Genomic DNA, 22,237 nt, shown 5'->3' on the forward strand with positions numbered 1-22,237 from the left:
AACTGTTGATTTAATCATGTTTACAAGGTTTTTTTTCTATTTCCCTCCTTTTCTACCAATATGAAAATCCATAGCCATATCATGTCCATAAAAAAAATTCCAAAAATCCTGAAACCCCTTGATACGCAAGGGATTAAAGGGCGTTTCATCTTTTTATTTTTTCTCTTAAAGGGACGCATTTCAGCAAATTTCGATTTGGTATAATCAAAATTGGTATATTTTATAGTGTTTTGACATTTATTTCTGATTTTATAGGTAGGAGGTGAAAAAGATGGGAAAATCATTTATTATTCGTAATCAACGTAGTCTAAGTGGACAATCTACAAATGCAGTTTTAGTAACACTGAAATCTTGGCAAAAACTTGTTGAAACTTTCGAAGAGAAATACTACAGCTATAAAGATACATACCTTGAGGATATTGTTGATCATATGACATATGAGGAGCGTATTGCCGATGTGGATGGCTTCGTAGCACAGGCTAAACCATCTTTTTCACGTCGTACACTATCTGCTATTTCGGAAACAATGGGAAGAAAGCATAAATTATATGGCCTTACAAACGCAGATTTGGAAGTCTTCTTATATCTACATAAAAAATGTTACACGAATGGAATCATTCCAAATGTAACAATACATATGATGTGGGAAGATTACAAACTATATAAAGAAGAATTTGCTTACATACAGCATTCTCAATTCTATATTGCATTAAAGAAATTAAGTATACATAACATTATTACGATTGAAAATGAATTAGATGGTCGATATACAATTAAATTAACTCATTTTATGAATGAAGAAACTGAAAAGGCCAATGCATATGTTTATATTAGCCCGGTTGTATTTACGAAAGCTTTCTTTGAGCTATCAGTTGCATCTAAAAAGCTATTCTTAGATATTGCTATGCAACAGCACAGTGAAACTACACTAAAACGTTCCTTAGACAAACAAGATGAAAAAGGGAATAAAACTCATTTTGGTGGGATGTACCGCTTTTTACATAAAAAATATCCACATCAAATCCGCGCAGTTATGACAGAATTAACAACTGCATTACCATGTACAGGGACTCCACTATTCAAAATTTGTAAATTACAAAAAGGGGTTAAGAATAAAAAAAGATATACGACTCTATATCTATCCTTACATACGGATTTCTTATGTGCAAAAGAAACAGGAGAAGTACAGTATCGCGATCCATTCACACCAAAGCTTACTTATGCTCGTAAAGCTCGTTTTATCGAATCCGTACTACAAGAAATGAATATTGGTGAATTTACACAAGACATGAACAAATTTATCCATGTACTTAAATATACATGCCATCGACAAATTCGAAGCGTAATTCATAGCTTACGTGACATGATAGATCGTAATGAAGAATATCCAAGAAAGTTAGTATATACACTGAAGAAATTATTAAATCAAACATCACAATATCAAATTCTTGATACAGCGGCTAAAGAGGGTATTTATCCTCTGATTACACAACATGTTCCAAAAGAACATAAAGAACAAGCTGTATTTGATTTCGGATTGCATTTCTCTATGTACTCTCTGCGAAACATCAAAAAGCTGTTCCGCAAAACGTATGAGTTACTAAACTACAAATTTGCTGTACCTGTTACAGAGGAATCATATCACCGCAACTATCTAAAGTATCAAGAAGAAACGTTGTTTAGAAAGTACGCTTATGAACAAGGTACAAACCTAAACGCTTATATGGCTTTAGAAATAGAAATACGTGAACTCTTAAAGACAAGAGGACATAAAGAGCGCTCTATTCCTAGTGATGTTCGGGAATTGTTCATTGAAAAGATAGATAGATTACCGAAAGAAAAGCTTCGCGTTATTGAAGTACCAGATAACTTTAATTTAATTACATTTATGCGTGCCTTTGAACAGTTAATACGCGCTGGTACCCCAGTAACAACAGCTGAGCAAGTACTGACAGCAATGAAAACGAACTAATCATAATCAGCTCTCTATTTTTGAAAAAAATTCAAGATAGAGGGCTATTCGTGTTGATACGTTTATTGTGAAGAATGTTACTCATTCTTCACAATAAGTAAACTTACTCGATTCTATTCATAATAGAGTCTTTTTTTATGCAATCATATACAAAAATAGTGTGATACCTATCTCAATTTCCACACATACTTTCATAAAAACATGTTATGAGTTGTCTAAATACATTCAAATATCTACAAGAAATCATAAGAAAAAAATTAAATTTCGTGGATAAGTAGATAAATAACACATAATGTGAGTAATTAAGTGCAATTATCATTGCTATATATAGCTTAAACGCCTTCATCTATCAAAAATCATCAATATTAATGTGAGTTATGTGCTAGATCTTAATAATGTTGATTAATTAACACATAATGTGAATCTTTTGTGGGTAAATACAATAAGATTGTTGAGATTCAGTGAATTCACATGAAATTTTACGATTGAATAAATATGTTTAACAATGTATCAATTTGTTTCATTTTTTATGTAGGAATACTAAATTTCATTTATGATTATTTGTAGACTTTAGATCATAATATTGCCTATTTTTCCGTTGTAAGATTCTACCATTTATGATTTTTTACGTATTGAGATGTTAAAAGTCTATGTTACAGTAAGGATATACATACATTTGCCGGTCCTATATAAGTTTTATCTTTATATTTTTAATATATATAAGATATATATTTATATTAGATTTTATTAACTACTCTTCAATTCCATTGTTACTAAAATAACTGAAAAGATTAAGTTACAATTTTTGATTTTACTTTCGAACCACTTATAAAAGGAATAAATTAGGAACCAATATTTTTTTAATCTGGTATATAACTGATTAAAAAAATATTACAATAAAAAAGAGAGCAACATGCTACCAACATGTGCTCCTCTTTTGATAACTGCTACCGTCAAGTGGTCTCTATCAATTATCATTTATTTTTAAGAAAACCACCCTTTTTTCTGCTTGCAACGGCGGAAGAAAGGGTGGTTTTCTTATTATTAGCACAGTTTCAAAGAATTTAAGATTTTTGTCGAATGTCATTCCAAAATAGGAATGACGTATTTTTTTTGGGACAAATTCGAAAATCCGTATCATTATCATATGTATTTAGTGTATCTAGAAATCTATATGGATGGTGAAGACATATGAGTCAATATCAAATGCTGTATAGTACACCTTATCTGTATTCTTCTCGAACATTGAATCAAATGTACAAAGCTAATAAAAATGAAGAAAACATATGCGCTATACAAGAGCATATGTTACGTCACGAAGTATACCTGGACCAACAATACCGAGGTTACTATTATTTAAGTCAAAAAATTGAGGAGGAGTTATACGGCGAAGAACATGCATTGTCATGGAATGAGCTACTGGATGATTATCAACTTTATAGAGATCGGAAGGGGAATTTATCTATCAAACAGAAAGGATGAGATAAACATGACAATCATTGGAGAGCTAGGGATTGTATATGGCGTGACCGGAGCTTCAGTTTTAGGAATAAAATTGCTGAAGAAGAAAGGTCTTTATCTTCCAGGTTGGTTGCTACGTGCGGGTCTTAAATGCTTGTTGATTGGGAGTGTTTGGTACGTTCTAATGGATATACTAGATGTGTTTCTGCGTTAGTATTACATCTGGTAGTTGAAGGTGATTATAATAGCGCATCTTAAACCACTTTTTCTAAGCTTCCATACAGGCTCAACTACCTTAAGGAGGTATGGAGGGAATGTTGTCACTTTTATTAATCCCAGCAACCTTTATAACTGTAGCTTATTTTTACCAAAGTAATGGACCGAGTGATAAGAAAAAAATTGCAACGTTTTTTGAAATTACAAAGGTATGTGTTCAACATAAAGGTGAATTACAATACCCCATTTTTATAAAAGAAATTAAAGATGATATAAGTATGAATTATGTTTACAAGTTACCACTTGGTGTACCTAGTCAACTAATCCAAAAGTTAGCGGAAGTATTAGAAGAAGGTCTATATAAACCTGTTAAAATATCGTTCCATCAAAGAGAGCTTTATATTCGCGTATTTAAGCGACAAATCCCTGAAATGTGGAATTGGTCTAGGGATCTGTTAAAAGAGCATACATGGAGAGTTATGATGGGGAAAGCGTTAGATAAACATGTGTATCATGATTTCGAGAAAACACCGCATATGTGCGTGTCGGGTATGACACGGTTTGGAAAAACAGTATTTTTAAAAAATGTGATGACTAGTTTAATTTTGCAACAATCTCAACACGTAAAATTTTATATTATCGACTTGAAAGAAGGGCTAGAATTTAGTCCTTATAAAGATCTATCCCAAGTTGTAGAAGTGGCTGAAAACCCGGAACGGGCGTTAGAGATGTTGGGGAGAGTACGCGAAAAGATGATAAAACAGATTGAAATGATGAAGAAGTCCTATTTTACCAATATCATAGACACATCAATTAGAGAACGTTGCTTCATCATAGTAGATGAAGGAGCAAATCTTTGTCCGACACAAGGATTACCTAAGAAACAACGTGATGTATTATTCATGTGTCAGGAGATGCTATCTGAAATCGCAAGAATCGGAGGTGGTTTAGGATTCCGGCTCATATTTTGTACGCAATATCCAACCTCTGATACATTGCCAAGACAAATTAAACAAAATGCTGATGCGAAAATAGGCTTTCGATTACCAACGACGGTCGCTTCACAAGTTGCTTTGGATGAATCAGGACTCGAGGATTTGCCGTCTCTTCCAGGAAGAGCATTGTTTAAAACAGATCGTACAGAGGAAATCCAGGTACCTTATTTAAAGGATACAGACATGTGGAAGTTACTGAAGAAATACAAGGTGGTGAAACAAAATGAGGCATCAAACGCTCAAACAGAAAGCGAGACAAATCGAGATTTTATCTACTTTGAGTAAGTTAGATTTTGCAACCAGGAGGCAATTGCAAGCCATCCACTGCCTAGGAAGTATTCGAAATGCAAATCGTGTATTAAAGGATCTGACGCTGTATTGTCATATTACTAAAATAGCTCGTGAGCATGTATATTATTTAAATAAAAAAGGGCGTGATTTATTAGGAATTACAAGGGAAGTAAAGAAAAGCAGTCAATTACAACACATATTAATGAGAAACGAAGGCTGGATGTGGCTAGGATTTCCAGAATGGAAAACAGAAAGAGCTATAGAGTTTTCAATCAATGGTCAACGGTATCAGATTATTCCTGACGCAACGTATTTTGAAAATAATGTTCCCCATTTCGTTGAAATAGATCGATTGCAACATATGAAGGCAAACGAACATAAAATACAGTTATATGGCCATATAACAGATATCTACAAAAGACAGAATGCTATTGTTCCAGTAATTATCTTTTTCACATTATCAGACTATCGGCAATCCAAATTAGAACAATACGCTATAAAGCAAAATGTATTTATGAGAACATTTGTGATGGAAGATGTTTTTAGTTAATTCACGCCCAAAAATCAGTAGAATCTACACTTTTTCCGGTTAAGTTCCTTAAAGCTTTTATAATGCGATTTGAATTCTTAGTTGTCGGTGATACGCTGTCCAAACTACACAATCGACTGACAGTAGAACGAGTTACACCACTTTTTGAAGAGAGTTCTTCTTGTGTAATTTTGTGTCTATCTAAAAAACGCCCTAAAGCTGATCTAGGTTTAGAATACCAATTCATCAAATTCACTTCCTTATGTTTTTTACTTACAGTTTGTCCAATAATCCCATTTTTTAAAAGTCACTGAAAATAGGAATTTTATTAATAGTTGAGCATATTATTGAATAAGAAATAAAAATAAAAAAATATGTAATAATTTTGAGGAATCTAGCATTCATATAAGTAGCTACAAGTTGCTGATATACTATTCTAATGGCAACTTGTTGCAAAGGGTATTCCTATAAAATTAAAAGCTTGAACCTATTGATACACAAGGGTTTAGGCTTTTTTTAATTTATGGAGCAATGAAAACAAGTTTAATAAATTAAGAGATATCATATTGTTGAGTCGTCGAAGATTGAAGAATCATATATATAATTTCACGTACCATATTGATAATAAAAAAATATTTTCTAAATGGTTGTATAAGGCAAAACAATAGGTTTATAATGAGAACAAACGTTCTGTTCTTGGAGGCTAAAACGATGTTTGATTATTCAAAGTGTATGAATCGAATGATTTACTGCATTGATCTGTGTTCATTTTTTGCTAGTTGTGCGTGTGTCATGAGAGGATTAGATCCATTAAAAGTAAAATTGGCTGTTGTTGGTGATGTAAATAGAAAAGGATCTATCGTGCTTGCTGCCACTCCCGAACTTAAAAAAATGGGCATTTCTACAGCAACCAGATTATATGAAATGCCAAAAGATCCAAATATAATTATCGTAAATGCAACAATGAGAAGATTTGTTGAAATTTCAAATCAAATCACAGAAATTTATACAAAGTATGTAGCATTAGAGGATCTACACGTTTATTCAATAGATGTTCTGTTATATTAAAGTTAACTATAGGGAATGGTTAACTTTTTTTGCATTATCTTTATAAAATAAATGGATTAGAATCGTTTACTTTTTAGGTGTTTGTAAACTATAAATAGTATTTTAGAATATAGGTGGTTATTGAGAGGGTGGTTGAAGAAGGATGTATGGGCTAAAAGTAAAGAAAGCCTAAAATGGAAAAAATTTAAGGTATTTAATTGTGGAGGATGGAATACCTATTCCAGATGTTTGTTTATGGCTTGATTTGTTGTAAATCAATAGTTACTTAACTGGAGAAAGATATGCTTATTCTATGCTAAGGTACTTACGATACTTAAAAGAAATTGGAATACTCCATGGTACCGGTGACTTACTTAAAAAAGCAGTACCCAAATCTGTAGGAAGTGTCTTTGCTTAAACAGCTAGGTGCCATCGGCAGCCACTCGCGCAAAGGAAAATGCGATGTCGATGTTTGTATTGAATCATTCTTCGCTCATTTTAAATTTGAAATGTTTTCTTTCAATTATTATCAAACAAATGGAGAGCTGATTCAAGCAATTGAAACATACATCTCTCAATATAACTACAAAGGATTCCAAAAAAGACTAAGCAACCATCGGGATCCGATTGAATATCGAGTCTCGATGGCTGCTTAGTCTTTTTTATAGCTGTCTAGTTGATGGGGGTAAGACATATCCATCAACTTAAGAAAACCAGTTACTTCAAAATGTTAACTTGATGTCGATGTGGTACTACCTATTTAATGCAAAGTGGTACTAAACCTATTGATATAGTGGCACCCGCGAATGAAATTGTTATAGAATTTTTTCCTTTCTTGATTCAACCAATATTGATCTCGTCTACATAGGTGATACAGATACATTATCACCACAATTTGCTTCTGAATCACATGCACAAAGTTTTAATTCTACTGTTATTACAAGAGAGGAACGGTCAAAAAGACTACTTTCTGCATTACTGATATGAAAATCATGTCCTTCATTATTGTATATATCATAGATAAACTCCAGAAACGCTACGTTTTGAACTGCTAAAGAAATTAGTGAAACATAAGAAGATAAGAACCAATCTATTGCCCACCCCAGCGCTTGATCAAGGCGGTCGTCTAAATCGGTATCTGGTGTTACATGAACATTTTCAGGTTCAATAATTACTTTTGGACTAAGTACAGCACTAGTGACTCCGGTTTTTGTAAAATCAGAAATAATATCAAATTTCCACTCAGTTTGAATATGCTCTACTGAAATATCTAACCCTACTGTTTGACGTATAATATCAAATTTATGACCTAAGATTTTCCCACGTAACCCTGCAGAAAAGTGACCACCTGCAAATATATCGACTGGTGCGATTATTTTATCATCTTTAATTTGAATCTCTTTGATTTCTGAACTGAAATAGGAATCGACTTCCCAATATAATGAGCCTCCAGAGGACGTTCCACTTCGATCTCCAGAACTTCGGTGTGGATTAGTAATTTCATTAAGAGCATCCTCACTAAACGCTAACGAGCACCATCTTCGTGGATCAGATTGACTAACTAAGTTATGAGGATTTACTATATTTAAGTTCTCTTTGCACACACACCTTGGTGGTTGGTTTAAACTGAGTAGGGTAAATATAGGGAAAATATACCCCACGTCCTCTGAGTTTCTCCCTATCTTAACTGTAACATTTTCAAAGGAGAAACCTAGGAATAGAAGTACGTATTCACGTGCACGGTTCCAACTATCAGGTAGTGTAGCATCCATTATTAATGCAGAAAAATACAATGCAATTCCAGGTTCTGTTCCGTTAACTAATGTATTGATTGTTTCCTCTATAAATTGATTTAGGTTAGAATCACTACCAAATTCTCCAAGTATCACAGCCAAATCAAAAATTACTGTTCCTGAATTAGAATTTAACGTGGAACCATCAAAATCAAGTTGGAGGCGCTGAGCAACATTCCTCCGACTTACAACAATAGAAGGCTCTGCTAATATTGTAAAAGATGCACGGGTCCTGCTTATACGATATGAAGAATTGTTATCATCTTTTTTAGCATAAATATCAATATAAAGTGGTAGATTAATGCGTATTTTTTCTAAATCCTGGTCAATAAGTACTTCTAACGGTTGCATATGTGATGTTGTTATACCAAGTAGTAAGTTAGGATATCCAGGTACTTGATACCTCACATTAAGTTTATTCTGAAGTCCTAAAACAATCCCATCAGCGATATTCCATACACTAATACCTGCACAGACAGGAGCAGGTTCTACAACAGATTCTAGAACTGTATTTGTAATTTCGTCCAAATCTGAAGAGATAGCCCGAGATCTTTGTGTGAATGAATCCAAACTATTAAATTGTGACGGACTCTCATGCTTCTTTTCATTTCTTATATTTTCTGGATATATTTGAGTTGCTACTACAAGAGTTTGTCCATTTGTGGAAATATGAGATTGGTCTCCCCGCGATTCAGCTGAAGGCGAAACATAGTGTTTGATAAGAGCAGTGTTCCAATCCCAAATCAATATCCCTGTAGAATTAGAACAGGTCGAAACAGCTAAATTATTTGTAACATTAGAAAACCACATGTCATTAGATGAGCCTATGTGGTTTCCTTCTCTGCCCTCAAAAGTACGTCCTATTTGATTTCCGTTATTAGTAGACCATCTTACAATATCTAATTGTTGCTCACCAGAAGGTAAACATCCTAGCATTGGCATACCTGAATAAGATGCAATAATTTCTTCTCCATTAGGATTGAAATTCATACTAATTAATTTTCCATATTCATAAGTAATTGGTGATGTTGCAGGTACACCAGTATCAACTATTACAAGATGAATTTTATTTGACTCCACGAATGCGAGTTTGTTTCCATCAAACGAGAGTACGGGATCTGCGAAACCATATTCGTCATGTTTATATTCCGGACCAATCGGAGCACCTGAAATTGAATCCCAAACCTGTACTGTGTTGTTACTATCATAAGACAATAAACGAGATCCAGAATTTCGGTCGAATTGGAGTGAACTAAAGGATGTATAGTGTGTCTGCCAACTCTTAATTACTAAGCCAGTATCAATATCTCTTATGTCAATTATGCCATCATATGTACCAATTGCTAATAGGTTTTTATCTGCAGAATAGACGTCGATAGAAGAGACACTAGATGAATAATGTATATCATTTATGATTCTCCCATTGATATCATAAATGATGACATGATCTCCGAAATTCACAGCAGTTCGACCATCATTAGTAATTGCAACATGTTTAAATAACTCATCATTACTTTCGTGAAATTGCAATTTAATACTACCTGTTTCAACATCAATTACATTTATTAGAGTACTATACGGGTCATAGTGTCTTTCAAAATCCATGTTATACCTCCTGGTTTATAGAAATAAATGAATGTTATTTTATTGTATCCAATTATTCATTATTATATTTTTGATGAGGAGGGGAGCACCACATTGCCATTAAGCTAAGAAATACAAATACCTCCAAAATAAGAGAATTGATATCTCCAGAAAATATACACTTTTGTTTTGGTGCAACTAGTTTGATTAGCTTGATGGGCTAATCCACCCTTATGAACTGTTCTCTCTATTACATTGTAGGATGCATATTTATTATAGAAAGAATTCTATCCAAAATTCCTATTCACAAACGTCACATGGAGCAGTAGAACCACCATTACCAGGTTCAAAACTTTCTAGTATTCCTTTTACTTCTTCTGTGATACGTGTAAATCCATTAGGGTTAGAGCAATTCGTATATTCGTGAGAAACAATACCTGGTACCCTAACATCATCATCCAACACCAAAGGTCCTCCACTATTACCAGGTATAAGGTCTTGGGAACCTCCCAATATATATTCTCCTATATTTTCTAATTGCTCATATGCTGAATGAAATTGACCTAGATCTGGAGGGTTACTGTCAATATTAAAAACGGGATACCCCCAAACAGAAAAATTTTGATTTCTAAGTTCATCATTATTTGCTGCCCACAACTCTAACGATGGCCTACCTGCACGATTATATAAATCTTCTGTTGAAAGTGTAATTAAGCCCCAATCATAATCAAAATTGTTTTCTTCACGATTACACCATTCTTTTGGAACTCTTATTTGCTCTGCAAAGTCCCCACGGAAAGGAAAGTGTAGGGTTCCATTTTCCTCTCTATATAATCCAGGTCGAACAAGAATTGATTCTGCCCAAGTATCATAGAACAAACAGTGTGCGGCAGTAACTACCTTACGTGGTTCGATAAAGAATCCGGTGCCTAAGGACACTTTTCTTCCATCACAACTAGTGATTGCAAGGCTACAAGTTGCCCTATTAATATTCGGACTGTTAATATCGATTGTTCTTGTCTCAGTACGGTCATCTTCTCCGCAAATTGATGATATATTTATATACGGAACACCTGGTTTCGTATTCTTATCTCCATTTTTCTTTTTTTGTTGTTTTATATAGTTTGATAAAAAAATACGAAAATTCGTATCATGTTCTTCATTGGACCATGATAAAGGGTGTTTTTGTTGTTTTTTTAATTGTTTTCCAATTAAATCATTCATAACTGTGAACACCGCCTAGTTATTTTTTATTTTTCAAAACATAGTCTTATCTTTGTTCTTTAATTCCATACAGATTATCAATAACATTGCAAAAATAAAGACATATTCTATTTTGGCCAACTTATAAATTTAAGGTGAAAGTCAGATTTTATAAAAACAACATCTGCTGTGGATTTGAAACATAGTTTAACTTTTTATAAAAAAATAGCGAAATACTTCACATAGGAGGAACTATATGAGGATCTTCATACTGTGCAGTGTAATATTCATATATTTTTGTCACGTTTGATATTTCCCTTGAATTTTTTACAATCTCAATTATAATTGACACTGTATGAGTTTAGGCTTGATAGCGATGGGGAACAAATTACATACCCATCCACTTAAGAAATTGTTTGTGCCCCAAAAAGAAAAAAATACTGTTCAGTGACAATAAAGTTGTTTAATTTTAGTCTAAGAAATGTAATAACCACCTACTAAAATTAACTTGTAGGTGGTTTTAAAGTTATTTAAAACTAAATTTAATTGTTGTAGCCTGTAATTTATAAAAATAATAAAGTTGGTTAATTCTTCTTCAACTAATGCCCCTTATTGAAAAAAGTAGCTTGCTCCATTTACTAAACTTTCATCCTATTTTACATAGCTTAATCTGCCTCAACATCTTTTTCACCTAAATTTTGAACAAATCTTAATAGATAACCATCAGGGTCCATAATTAAAAATTCTTTTTGTCCCTTTAATTTAGTATCAGCTCTATACCAATTCTCTTGAATATCAAATTTAATTGGATACTCGTTCTTTTTCAAACTATCATATAGTGGATCAATATCATTTATGATAATTTGAAAATTAATTCCTCTTCCGTAGGGATAAGATAACTCCCCAGTACTCCAATGACCATTTACTTCTTCAATCATAATCTGGCAGTCATTTAAAGACAGTAAAGCAAACTTATCCTCTGGTCTTTGATATTCAATTTTAAACAGGAGAATTTCCGAATAGAAATTTAAACTTTGCTCTATATCTGAAACTGATAGCTCTGGTATTAATGCATTGAGTTTGTGCAAAAATGCTTCCCCCTTTGTTTAAGTTATTGATTATTATAACACTTACTATAAATTCTTCTTCCATTAAACTACTTCGTTAGTCCTATAAGAAGTAAACAACTTAATTATTTTTTAAAGGACTTTATTATAAATTAAACAACTTTATTATCTCTACACAAATGCAATAAATTCTTAAAAATAACTGTGGTAGTGATATGAAATTTTCATTTTAGAGATATCTGAAATGTTTTTGAGAATTATAGAATTTATGCAATTGAATGGTTTACAAATTCTAATTAAATATTGACAACAGAATTAATGAATGCTTTTTAGACATGCAACAAACAGCGCACCTTTTCGGACGTGATCCAATTGTAATTGCTAAAAGAATTCAAAAAGAGATATATGACACAACGGGTATAACTGCATCTATTGGAATTGCACCTAACCTATTTCTCTCGAAGGTTGCTCTAGATGTGGAAAGTAAGCATTCAAGCTCTAGGATTGCCATGTGGTCATACGAGGATGTTTCGAAAAAATTATGGGAAATCAAGCCTCTACACAAAGTATGGGGAATCGGAACAGCTACTGAAGAGGCATTACACGGTATGGGGCTATTTTCCTTAAAGGATGTTGCAAAAACGCCTAAAGAGCATTTAATTAAGCGGTTTGGCAAAGTAAAAGGGGAAGAGTTATATCGCTTCTCATATGGTATTGATGAGAGTCGGATTGCAAATAAATACATTCCTAAAAGTACCTCTATAACAAAAGGACAAATATTGTTAGAAGACTGTTTTAGCCCCAAAAAATTAAAAATGCTTCTTCTAGAACAAATAGAAGAAACCTGTTTTCGCTTACGATCTATAGATAAATGCTGTCGTACTGTTGAGCTTTCTATAGGCTATAGCAAATACATCGGTGGAGGTTTTAAACGAGCGATTACCTTAGATCAACCGACATGTTTAACGGAAGATGTCTACGCTGCTTGTTTAAGCTTATTAAAAAAGTTTCACTCTGGTCATCCGGTGCGCCAAATACACATCACACTAAAAAATTTGACCAGGGACGATGCAATTCAAATGTCACTGTTCGAAGATACTTCCCAAAAAGATACTAAAAGGAAATTAGCAAAGACAATGGACGGAATCCGGCATAGATATGGTAAAAATTCAATTATGCGTGGAATTAGCTATATTAAAGGGGCTACACAAAGAGAAAGAAACGGAAAAATAGGTGGACATAAAGCATAAGGAGGAATACAGATTATGATTGATAGAGGTATGATGCGATGGGTTCCATTTTCCGCAATAAAGGAACAATTTGAGGGATTGGATGAATTATATGAAAAACAAAATCATGTTCCAATGCCAATTTTAGATGAACAACAATTAGAAGCTATAAATGCTGTTGTGTATCATGCATTATCTGAAATTTTAGAAGTAAGTATTTCCTATTATAAACAGAAAAAAATACAAATGGAAACTGGTTATATTCATTATTATGATATATCTAAAAATGAGTTAAGAGTTATTAATAAAGATAATAAGGTATTACACATATCTACAGATTATATTACAAATATAAAATATATATAATTTGAAAAATAGGGTGGTAGTATATTAAAACGTACAAGTGAAGATACAGTGGGACTTATTCTATTTTATTTCTAGGGAGCCAATATGGGACACCTAGAAGAAGTTGAAAAAGCTCTTACATTGAATGTATGAAAGTGTTTTTCTATTTTGAAGTTTTTGATTTATAAAAACCAAGAATTGAGCCCTTTAATTTAGTGAAATATGTATGAGGTGTCTTATATTAATAGATTACATCTAAGTAGTTTCCTCAATTTTTCAGAAAGAACGAGACTTATTTTCCGTTCATAAGTACTCAGTAAAATGTAAAATACGATGTGTTATCTCATTATACAAGGCTAGTAATAAAATTAATTCCTTTTTATAATGAAATTAATCGATATCATTATAAGGAAGGTAAAAAATAAATGGACGCATTGAATAAAATATTTTCCACTAAACCACCTGAAAATAGTGGTTCTCGATCGGCAAATCGTTTTAGTTTCCAAAAAAATTGGACTTTAATAAAAATTCTCGAATTACATAAAAATAAATTAGATTATTCAATTGTTCTTGATTATCATGATGATGTACTTGTGCTGGATTCAGAGATCGAACCCAAGAAAATTGAATTTTATCAAATAAAAACCAAGAGTGTGGGTAGCTCAAATTGGACACTCCCAGCATTAATTAAATTTACGGAAGGGAAAAATAAAGAAATTTTGAACTCTATGTTGGGAAAACTTTATAAAAATAAATTGAATTTCCCAAAGGAAACTAAATCATTAAATTTTGTTTCCAACAAAGCATACAGCATTAAACTAGAAGATGAAAAAAATACCAAGGATTCCTCAGCTATACAAATTCCTTTTTCAACAATATGTCCTAAAGAAAAGGAAAAGGTCGAAAATAGCTTAAAAAAAGAGATGAATATAACAGAATGCAGTGATGTTTTTGATCACACTTTCTTATACATTACGCCTTTAAGCCTTACAGAAAGTAAAGAACATGCGGTTGGGAAATCATCTCAAGTACTAAAAGAAATGGGATATCATAAAATAAATCCTGATTTGTTTTATAAATTTTTATATGGTGAAATTGAGTTACGGAATGATTGCGAAATGGAATTTCATTCTTTAGAAGATTTCATAAGCCATAAGTCTTTAGCAAAGAGTAAGGTCCAGTCCATCATAAATCAGTTAAATCCCAAAGATGATTTAACTGCTGCATGGAAAACAATCAATGAAGAACTAAGTGCAACTAAAAAGTTGACACTGTATGATTTAAAACAACTAGAAAGTAAATGGGAAGAATGGGAAGTGCGAATTTTGGCAAATGAATTAGCACTAGTTTCAACCCTGCAAGACGAAATTAATGAATTATTAAAAACAAATTTAAAAAAATGTTCTAGTGTTTATGAACTGCTTATTAATGTGTATGAGGAATATTCATTATTAGATAAAGAATATCCTGATGAATTATTTAATAAATATGATATACAAGCATTAATATTGATGCAATATACAACACTTAAAATATAAATTAATAACCTTTACGGAGGATAACATGAAAAAATTAATTTTTAAAGAACTTAAATTGATATCTTTTAAAGAAAAAAAAGCAAAAAAAATAGTATTTAATTCTGAAGTAACGGTTTTATATAGTGATAATCTAAATAAAACTGGTAAATCAAGCATTGTTAAGAGCCTTTATAATACTTTAGGCGCGGAAGTACGGTTCCACAACTCATGGAAGAATCTTGAGGTCGTAAACGTTCTCACCTTTATATTAGAAAACGTAGAATACACGATGGTCAAAAATAAAAATAAATATTCATTATTTAATGATTCCAAACAGTTAATTGGGTCCTGGAATAAAGTAACAGAAGAATTGGCACCTGAGATGGCGAAATTGTTGGGTTACAGATTAACTTTGCCAAACAGAAACAAAAAAGAAATAATTCCACCCCCTGCTTATTTTTTCTTACCGTTTTACATAGATCAAGATAAAAGTTGGAATCAAGAGTGGTCTTCTTTTGAAAATTTAGCACAGTTTGCTAATTGGCAAGACATCGTAATTCAGTATCATTCTGGTATCCTTACAGATGAATTTTTTGAAGTGTCTAACAAGATGTCCTTAAAGCAATCTCAAAAGAATGAGACCAAAAAAAAATATGAGTCCTTAAAATATGCTCTTCACAGATTTGATAAAGAATTAAGAGATAGCCAAACATTTAACATTGAAGCAGATAACTTTCAAAAAGAAATTAACTCTCTTATTAAAGAAATAGAGAAATTACAATTACTAGAAGATGAGTGGAGAGCACAACTTACAGAACTTTATAATGATAGATTAATCTTAAAGCAGAGAAAAAAATCTATTGAGAAAACGTTAAAGGGAGTCCAAGTTGACTATAGTAAAATAAATAGTAAATGTAAAACATGCGGTTTACAACATGAAGATAATTTTGCGGCACGCTTAAAAGCTGCTGAAACAGAAGCTAAGTGTCACCAATTATTGAATGAAATTGCTATTAAATTAGAACTTGTAGATGAAAATATTACAAAAACAAATCAAATTTTTACAGAAAAAGCTAAAGAAAAAGAAGTTTTAAATAATGTCTTGATTTCAAAAAGAGGAGCTTTAACATTAAAAGATATAATAAGTCTAGAAGGTTCTTACCAATTTAAAACTAAAATTCAAGAAGACTTAAATAAGGAATTAGAACAAATAAAAATGCTGGAAGAAGAATTGGATGATCTAAAAAAACAAAAAAGGAAAATCCAATCCACAAAACGTAAAACAGAAATTACCACAGAATATATAAATTACATGAATTATTTTCTTGAGAAACTCAATGTGAAAAATATTTCATCAAATTCTTATGATAATTTAAAGACTAAAATTAAAGAACAAGGGAGTCATCAACCGCGTGCTCTACTTTCTTATTATTTAAGTATATTAAAATTAATTGAGAAATATTCAACATCAACTTTTTGTCCTATCGTAATCGATTCTCCAAATCAACAAGATCAAAGTGAAGAAAATTTAAATAAAATGTTAAACGCTATTATTAATGAACGACCAAAAGGTTCACAATTAATATTAGCTGTTGTAGATAAACCTAGTGTCGATATTAAAGGTAGTTATGAAATGATTAACTTTACCCAAGAACATCAGTTATTAGAAGCAGAAGAATACAATGCCGTGTTAGAAGAAATAAAAGATATACTTGCCTATTCTTCATTATCCAATTCATAAGGTGAAATTAAAAAATACAAAAAGATCCTGTAAGAGGTTCTTTTTGTATTTTATTATTATAAAATCTTTTAAAAAATTTGATTTTTAAAGGACTATAGAAGAGCATGTATACTTTAAGTTATTTTAAATTTGATATACTAAAAGAAAAAATTAGGATGATAAGGTTATGCCAACAAAAGAGTTCCAAGACACAGTACAGCATTTTTCTTCTTTCTTATTAGATAAAGGAAGAAAACCTTCTACAATTAAACGCTATGCCTATGATATTGAAGATTTTGGTCAGTGGTTGCAAAAATCTAAAAAGCTTCCATTCCACAATATATGGATGATACTTAATACAGAGGATTATGAAGAGTATTTTAATAATTTAAAGAAGCAACGAAATTACTCGGATAAAACGATACATCGTGTTTATATTGTTTTAAGTAGACTTTATCAATATTTAGACATACCCAATCCAATGGAAGATATGAATCTTGTAGTTCAGCCTAATCGTGCGTTACGTGATGAAGACTTTATTTCTAAAGCGGAAGAAAAAAGGTTAAAGTACATTTTAACCTCATTAGAAGGATTAACAGAAAAACAACGATCCGTTCGTCCAGTACTTATGGAGCGTAACATTGCTGTTGTGCATTTACTCATTAATAATGGATTGTCCTTACAAGAACTTGTAGGTTTACAGATGAAGCACGTCCATTTTGAAAACAACACGATCTTAGTACCAGGAATAGTGGGTATAGAGAGAGCAATTCTTTTAACTGAAGATGATAAAAAGATATTATTTAACTATTATAGAACTATTCCTGAACCTGTTCGTCCAAAATATCATAGCAATGATCCACTATTCGTAGCATTCGATTTTATTCGAAAAACTTATCATTGGTCATATGACAACGATGCTCCCAAGGCTTTAACAGAAATTGCTGTTCAAAAAATGATCCGACTTGAAGTTGAAAGAGCGAATTTACGAAAAGGAATTTCAGCACAACATCTACGGAATACCTTCATCCTACGGCTAATTGAAAATGAAGTTTTAGAGGGAGAAATAATAAAACAGGTAGGTTTTAAGTCTAAGCTTTCGTTAAAAAGATACTATGATTACATCAATTAATAATAACAGGAGAAGGTTGTATGAAGAAAAACATAAAACAAAAGTCATATTATATAAGAGAATATACTTTGCGGGATAAAAGTATAAAATCTATTAAAGTGGAACCCTGGCGTTCATTTAAAGAGGAAATGAAGGTGCTTGGTATTAATGACAGTGATATTTTTCAAATTCAACTGATTGAAAAGCGTGTGTGAATTAAAAACCTTGATAATATCAAATAACCATAAAAAGAAGAGTATTTGATTATTAGGACTCTTTTTTTATGGTCTAATTGCAAACTTTTAGTCATTTCGAATAAATAACTTTAAATTATTATCTACATTAATTCAGATTAATATGTAGGAGAAATCAATTGAGAATAAAGAATCCGTATGAGAAAGTATTTTCCTTTCCGTTACATTCGTTTAGATATAAATCTTCTTTTTATATTTTAGTTATTTCCTTTTGATTGTCTTCTAGCAATTCTAGTAATTCAATGTTTATTTCGTTGCGTTTTTCCTCATCTTTTATATATGGTAAGAGTTCAAATATACATATGTTTGTCATCTTATCGTTAATGTATTCTGGTTTTTCATGTCCTCTTAAATAGATAAAGACTAACTTTTCACAATGGTCTTTGTATTTGTTATGTGTGTTTGATGTAAACCATGTCCAATAGGATAATTTTGAATCTACCCATAATTCTTGATTAGGTGAAGACTTAAATAAATTGTGTAAGTTATTGTCCATTTCGTTTATTTTAAAGTCTGGTATAATCCAAACATCATTATTTATATGTGTTCTTTCTTGTGTTATATAGGTAACTGATAAACAATCAAAAACTTTTTCTATAATCTTTTCTAGTATCAGACCTTTGTTTCTTTCAAGTGGGTTGTCCATAATGATTGATGTATAATCTATACCAAATTCATTTAAAGCGTTATAGTATGAACCAAAATAATTCACACAAGATTTATATACTTCACTGTGATTGTTAATTAAATACATAGGCGTTAAACGGATTCCTTCATTATGAAGGTCTAATAATTTATTTTTCACTTTTTCTTTAGACCATACTTTTCTTTTTGTAATATTGTAATAGTCAATTCCAGCCTGTTTAACCGCTTCTTCATAAGAATTAAAATACCATTTACATGCGTGATGTAATTCATTGTATTTTTCGGAAACGTATTTGGAGGTTAAATCTTCACCTTTATCGTGTAGTGATTTAATTTCATTTAAAATTGTTTCTTTTGACCATGTTTTTGTTTTTCTGATTTCATCATAGTTTAAATTTATTGATTCGATAGCAATTTTATAAGAACCAAAAACGCGTTGGCAACTTGCATGCAAATTTCTATATTTTTGTTGCATGTTTTGAGATGATATATCTTCACCCTTTTCATATAGATTTCTTAACTCGTTTTGTATGTCTACGGGAGTGAGTTTTTTAACTTGTGATATATCGTTATAATTAATACCCAAATGTTCAATTGTATTTTTATATGAGCCGAAAATATTTACACATGCATGATACAAACTACCGTTTTTATTTATTATATTTGTTGAATTTAATTTTTCACCACTATCAATGAATTTTTTCATTTCTAAAATAACTTCTTCTTTAGTCCATTTTCTTTTTGTTCTTTTAATTCCTTCCCTTTTCACTACTGTTTTTATCCCTAATTGTTTTAATGTTTCTGTTAAGCCTTCCATGTTATTTCTAATGTGACTATATTGTGTTTTGTAATTTTTAATTAGATAACGGGAATTTATGTTTATTCCTTCTGAGTCTAATTTTTTTAATAGTGTATAAATTTCATCATCATTGTGTAATTTAGTTGATTTTTTCACATATCCGATTTCTTTTTTTGCTTTTGTTAAACCTCCCATATATCTTGAAATGTAATTCAAATAACTATGGTATCCATTTTCTTGTAAGAATCTTTGAGTTATACGTATGTCTTTATCCATTAAATCTTTAAGGAATTTAATTGTTTCTTCATGTGTTAATTTTGTTCTAATTTCTGATGTTGTCATTATTGGTTCAGTCCCTTTACAAATTTCTGTTGTGAACTTAATTTCCACGCTTGCCTTTGCTCCCATTGGCAAGGGATCAGTGATAGTTGAGTATCTTACATCTTCTAAAACATCTAAAGAGATGATTCCTTGTTGCTTTATGCAATAAAAAAGAGAGGTGTAATCCACCTCTTTCTTTATTTGTCTCCAAAATATTCTTTGAGTAGTTTGTTAGCCTGTTTATTTAGCTCTACAATTTCAAGACCCCGCTCTTTAGGGATACGCTCACCATTAACTATATGCTGTAAAACATACTTGTGAATTTCAGTATATTTAAGCCACAAATCATCATATTTCCCTGTAAAAACCTTCAAGTCTATCGTAGTAGAGACTTCATTAATTAAATCTTTTATGGAATCCAGTTTAAATTTTACCGCCGCTAGCATTGCATCTACTTGCTGACGTGAATCTAAAAGGGAAGTAAATTTTTTCAGTTCTTTTTGTGCGTTTTCTAATTCATCTAACTTTTCTTGAGCGCTATCAGCTATCTTTTGTGCTTGGGATACAGCTTGATTTGCTTCAGATATTTTTGACTCTAAATCACTAATCTTCTTTTCAGCATCTTTTAATTTTTCAGTAGCATCCGACATCTTCGTATTTGCATCTTCCATTTTTTTTTGTGCTTTACTATTTGTAACCCCGATAAACGTAAGAGCAATTGCCACTAATATCCCTGTACCAGCTGCCCATATGGCTATCGTACCATTTAAAAATGATATCTCATGATCCTGTATTGAAATAACCTTGTCTTGTAAATCTCTCACAACATCATTAGATACCGTAGCTGTAAATAGTATCCCCAACATTAATAGTTCCCCCTAATTATAAAAGTTCAGACAAATACTATTATCCAGTATTTCTCTATTAAGGTAAATTAATATTTTTGTTACTAGGGGGAGGATGCATATTTTAACGTGTTTATATGCTAAGAGATTCTCAAAACTCCATAACACGAGTTGAATTGAGAATTTAATTTAAAGATGAGCTTTGAGACACTATTTAAGCTCTTTTCAGCAACTTTTACATTAAAGTGCATTTGTCTCAAATACCTACTGGTGATAACGTTTAGAGTAGTAAAGTCAACGTTTTTTCATATCGAATTTTGCTTAGCGTATATTTTCGTTAAAATGTTGGCGGTACGCCTTCTATAAATTTTACTGCTGTAATCCCTCAGTTGAGGGTTAAATTAGATTCGGAATGTATCAAGTACATTATCTTTTTCTTCTTTATTAATACCGATGTATCTTAGCGTAATTTGTGGTGTACTATGATTCAATATTTCTTGTAACATAGCAATATCCTTTGTCTGCTTGTAAAACCAATACCCAAACGTTTTACGCATTGTATGAGTGCCTAAAGATTCGACTCCGGCAAAATCCCCGGCTTTTTGTAACTGTCGATAGGCTTGAATTTTACTAATAGGTTTATCACCTTTTCGAGAAGGAAATAACCAGGTACTTTTTAGATCTTCAGCGTATGGCAATACTTCCTCAAAAATGGATGTAATATTTATGATACGTTCCTTTTTTGTCTTTCCTTCTTTTACTTTAAATTCTTTTCGTTTTTTTCGCTTCAGTTTTAAAATTTCACTCGTTTCCATTTTAAGTAAATCACTTACACGTAACCCCGTATTAATACCAATTAGAAATAAAATGTAATCACGATCTGAACAATGACGTTTGAGCGACCATTTCATATCATTAAGCTGTTCTATGCTCCGAATTGGTTGTACATCAATTAAATGTTGCTTTTTATCCATCTGCTTTTCAATCCCTTTATTTTCAATGATTTGAATGTATACTTTTTTATATATTTTTATAATATCAATGAAATTAGATAAAAGTCAATGTTTAAGGTGAAATGAATGTAAACTTTTATTGAAAAGTTTACATTGGAACTTATAATTGAAATCCAACATACAATGCTACGAGCATCTACATCTTAGTTTTAGTCGGTCAATAAGAAAGTAAACTTCTATCTAAATGTTTACTTTCAGAAATGATAACAACAGTCTAATTATTTAAGGTAAATTTAAGATTGTTTTCATATATATTTCTAATTTATATATTATAATTACA

At 31.5% G+C, this 22,237-nt stretch carries 20 protein-coding genes; 13 read left to right on the top strand and 7 right to left on the bottom strand.

Annotated elements, in window-relative coordinates:
* The first annotated feature begins 271 nt into the window (after positions 1-271).
* From DN392_RS26685 to DN392_RS26705, 5 genes are all read left to right on the top strand, one after another.
* A complete protein-coding gene (locus tag DN392_RS26685; RefSeq protein ID WP_098986532.1) occupies positions 272-1,972 on the top strand; it encodes a hypothetical protein in 1,701 nt (566 codons plus the stop codon).
* Between the two features lie 1,191 nt (positions 1,973-3,163).
* Entirely contained in the window at positions 3,164-3,454 is a 291-nt protein-coding gene (locus DN392_RS26690) for a hypothetical protein (protein ID WP_033714602.1), read from the top strand.
* Between the two features lie 7 nt (positions 3,455-3,461).
* Positions 3,462-3,647 carry a hypothetical protein gene (locus tag DN392_RS26695; protein ID WP_002107213.1) on the top strand — a complete coding sequence of 62 codons (186 nt, stop codon included), beginning with the start codon at positions 3,462-3,464 and terminating at the stop codon, positions 3,645-3,647.
* Positions 3,648-3,747: 100 nt separating this feature from the next.
* Positions 3,748-4,929, top strand: a complete 1,182-nt coding sequence (locus tag DN392_RS26700; RefSeq protein ID WP_149238129.1) for an FtsK/SpoIIIE domain-containing protein — start codon at positions 3,748-3,750, stop codon at positions 4,927-4,929.
* Positions 4,868-5,485 carry a replication-relaxation family protein gene (locus DN392_RS26705; RefSeq protein ID WP_149238130.1) on the top strand — a complete coding sequence of 206 codons (618 nt, stop codon included), beginning with the start codon at positions 4,868-4,870 and terminating at the stop codon, positions 5,483-5,485. The genes DN392_RS26700 and DN392_RS26705 overlap by 62 nt, the downstream gene beginning before the upstream one ends.
* Before the next feature lies 1 nt (position 5,486).
* Here the strand turns inward: DN392_RS26705 and DN392_RS26710 are convergent, their stop codons facing one another.
* The gene (locus DN392_RS26710) at positions 5,487-5,711 is read right to left on the bottom strand and encodes a helix-turn-helix domain-containing protein (protein ID WP_002187909.1); all 225 of its coding nucleotides are present in this window, start codon (positions 5,709-5,711) and stop codon (positions 5,487-5,489) included.
* 428 nt (positions 5,712-6,139) lie between these two features.
* Here DN392_RS26710 and DN392_RS26715 point away from each other — a divergent pair, with 428 nt between their 5' ends.
* Complete coding sequence (locus tag DN392_RS26715; protein ID WP_255448092.1) at positions 6,140-6,532, top strand: Y-family DNA polymerase; 393 nt, start codon at positions 6,140-6,142, stop codon at positions 6,530-6,532.
* Positions 6,533-6,921: 389 nt separating this feature from the next.
* On the top strand, positions 6,922-7,167 hold the full coding sequence (locus DN392_RS26725) for an IS3 family transposase (protein WP_149238131.1): 246 nt from the start codon (positions 6,922-6,924) through the stop codon (positions 7,165-7,167).
* A gap of 204 nt (positions 7,168-7,371) precedes the next feature.
* On the opposite strand, the gene DN392_RS26730 is transcribed toward DN392_RS26725, so the two are convergent.
* From DN392_RS26730 to DN392_RS26740, 3 genes are all read right to left on the bottom strand, one after another.
* Positions 7,372-9,909: a WD40 repeat domain-containing protein gene (locus DN392_RS26730; protein WP_149238132.1), complete on the bottom strand. Its 2,538-nt coding sequence runs from the start codon at positions 9,907-9,909 to the stop codon at positions 7,372-7,374.
* Positions 9,910-10,188: 279 nt separating this feature from the next.
* A complete protein-coding gene (locus DN392_RS26735) occupies positions 10,189-11,112 on the bottom strand; it encodes a trypsin-like serine peptidase (protein ID WP_149238133.1) in 924 nt (307 codons plus the stop codon).
* 644 nt (positions 11,113-11,756) lie between these two features.
* Positions 11,757-12,179: a bleomycin resistance protein gene (locus tag DN392_RS26740; RefSeq protein ID WP_149238134.1), complete on the bottom strand. Its 423-nt coding sequence runs from the start codon at positions 12,177-12,179 to the stop codon at positions 11,757-11,759.
* A 293-nt stretch (positions 12,180-12,472) separates the two neighbouring features.
* Between DN392_RS26740 and DN392_RS26745 the strand changes: the two genes are divergently transcribed.
* The 6 genes from DN392_RS26745 (at position 12,473) to DN392_RS30545 (ending at position 18,295) form a co-directional block, all read left to right on the top strand.
* Positions 12,473-13,408 (top strand): DinB/UmuC family translesion DNA polymerase, encoded by a 936-nt coding sequence (locus DN392_RS26745; RefSeq protein ID WP_255448097.1) that lies wholly within the window; start codon positions 12,473-12,475, stop codon positions 13,406-13,408.
* Positions 13,409-13,423: 15 nt separating this feature from the next.
* Positions 13,424-13,753 (top strand): YolD-like family protein, encoded by a 330-nt coding sequence (locus DN392_RS26750; RefSeq protein ID WP_149238136.1) that lies wholly within the window; start codon positions 13,424-13,426, stop codon positions 13,751-13,753.
* A 404-nt stretch (positions 13,754-14,157) separates the two neighbouring features.
* Positions 14,158-15,270 (top strand): dsDNA nuclease domain-containing protein, encoded by a 1,113-nt coding sequence (locus DN392_RS26755; RefSeq protein ID WP_149238137.1) that lies wholly within the window; start codon positions 14,158-14,160, stop codon positions 15,268-15,270.
* Positions 15,271-15,295: 25 nt separating this feature from the next.
* Positions 15,296-16,990 (top strand): hypothetical protein, encoded by a 1,695-nt coding sequence (locus DN392_RS26760; protein WP_149238138.1) that lies wholly within the window; start codon positions 15,296-15,298, stop codon positions 16,988-16,990.
* 166 nt (positions 16,991-17,156) lie between these two features.
* Positions 17,157-18,101, top strand: coding sequence for a tyrosine-type recombinase/integrase (locus tag DN392_RS26765; protein WP_149238139.1), 945 nt, complete (start codon positions 17,157-17,159; stop codon positions 18,099-18,101).
* Between the two features lie 20 nt (positions 18,102-18,121).
* Positions 18,122-18,295, top strand: coding sequence for a hypothetical protein (locus DN392_RS30545; protein WP_175495718.1), 174 nt, complete (start codon positions 18,122-18,124; stop codon positions 18,293-18,295).
* A 229-nt stretch (positions 18,296-18,524) separates the two neighbouring features.
* Here the strand turns inward: DN392_RS30545 and DN392_RS26770 are convergent, their stop codons facing one another.
* From DN392_RS26770 to DN392_RS26780, 3 genes are all read right to left on the bottom strand, one after another.
* Positions 18,525-20,288, bottom strand: coding sequence for a hypothetical protein (locus tag DN392_RS26770; RefSeq protein ID WP_255448095.1), 1,764 nt, complete (start codon positions 20,286-20,288; stop codon positions 18,525-18,527).
* An 8-nt stretch (positions 20,289-20,296) separates the two neighbouring features.
* Complete coding sequence (locus tag DN392_RS26775; protein WP_149238140.1) at positions 20,297-20,965, bottom strand: coiled-coil domain-containing protein; 669 nt, start codon at positions 20,963-20,965, stop codon at positions 20,297-20,299.
* 380 nt (positions 20,966-21,345) lie between these two features.
* Positions 21,346-21,918 (bottom strand): tyrosine-type recombinase/integrase, encoded by a 573-nt coding sequence (locus DN392_RS26780; protein WP_002205059.1) that lies wholly within the window; start codon positions 21,916-21,918, stop codon positions 21,346-21,348.
* Positions 21,919-22,237 lie beyond the last annotated feature (319 nt).

This window comes from Bacillus sp. BB51/4, assembly GCF_008368845.1.
Lineage (GTDB): Bacteria > Bacillota > Bacilli > Bacillales > Bacillaceae_G > Bacillus_A > Bacillus_A wiedmannii.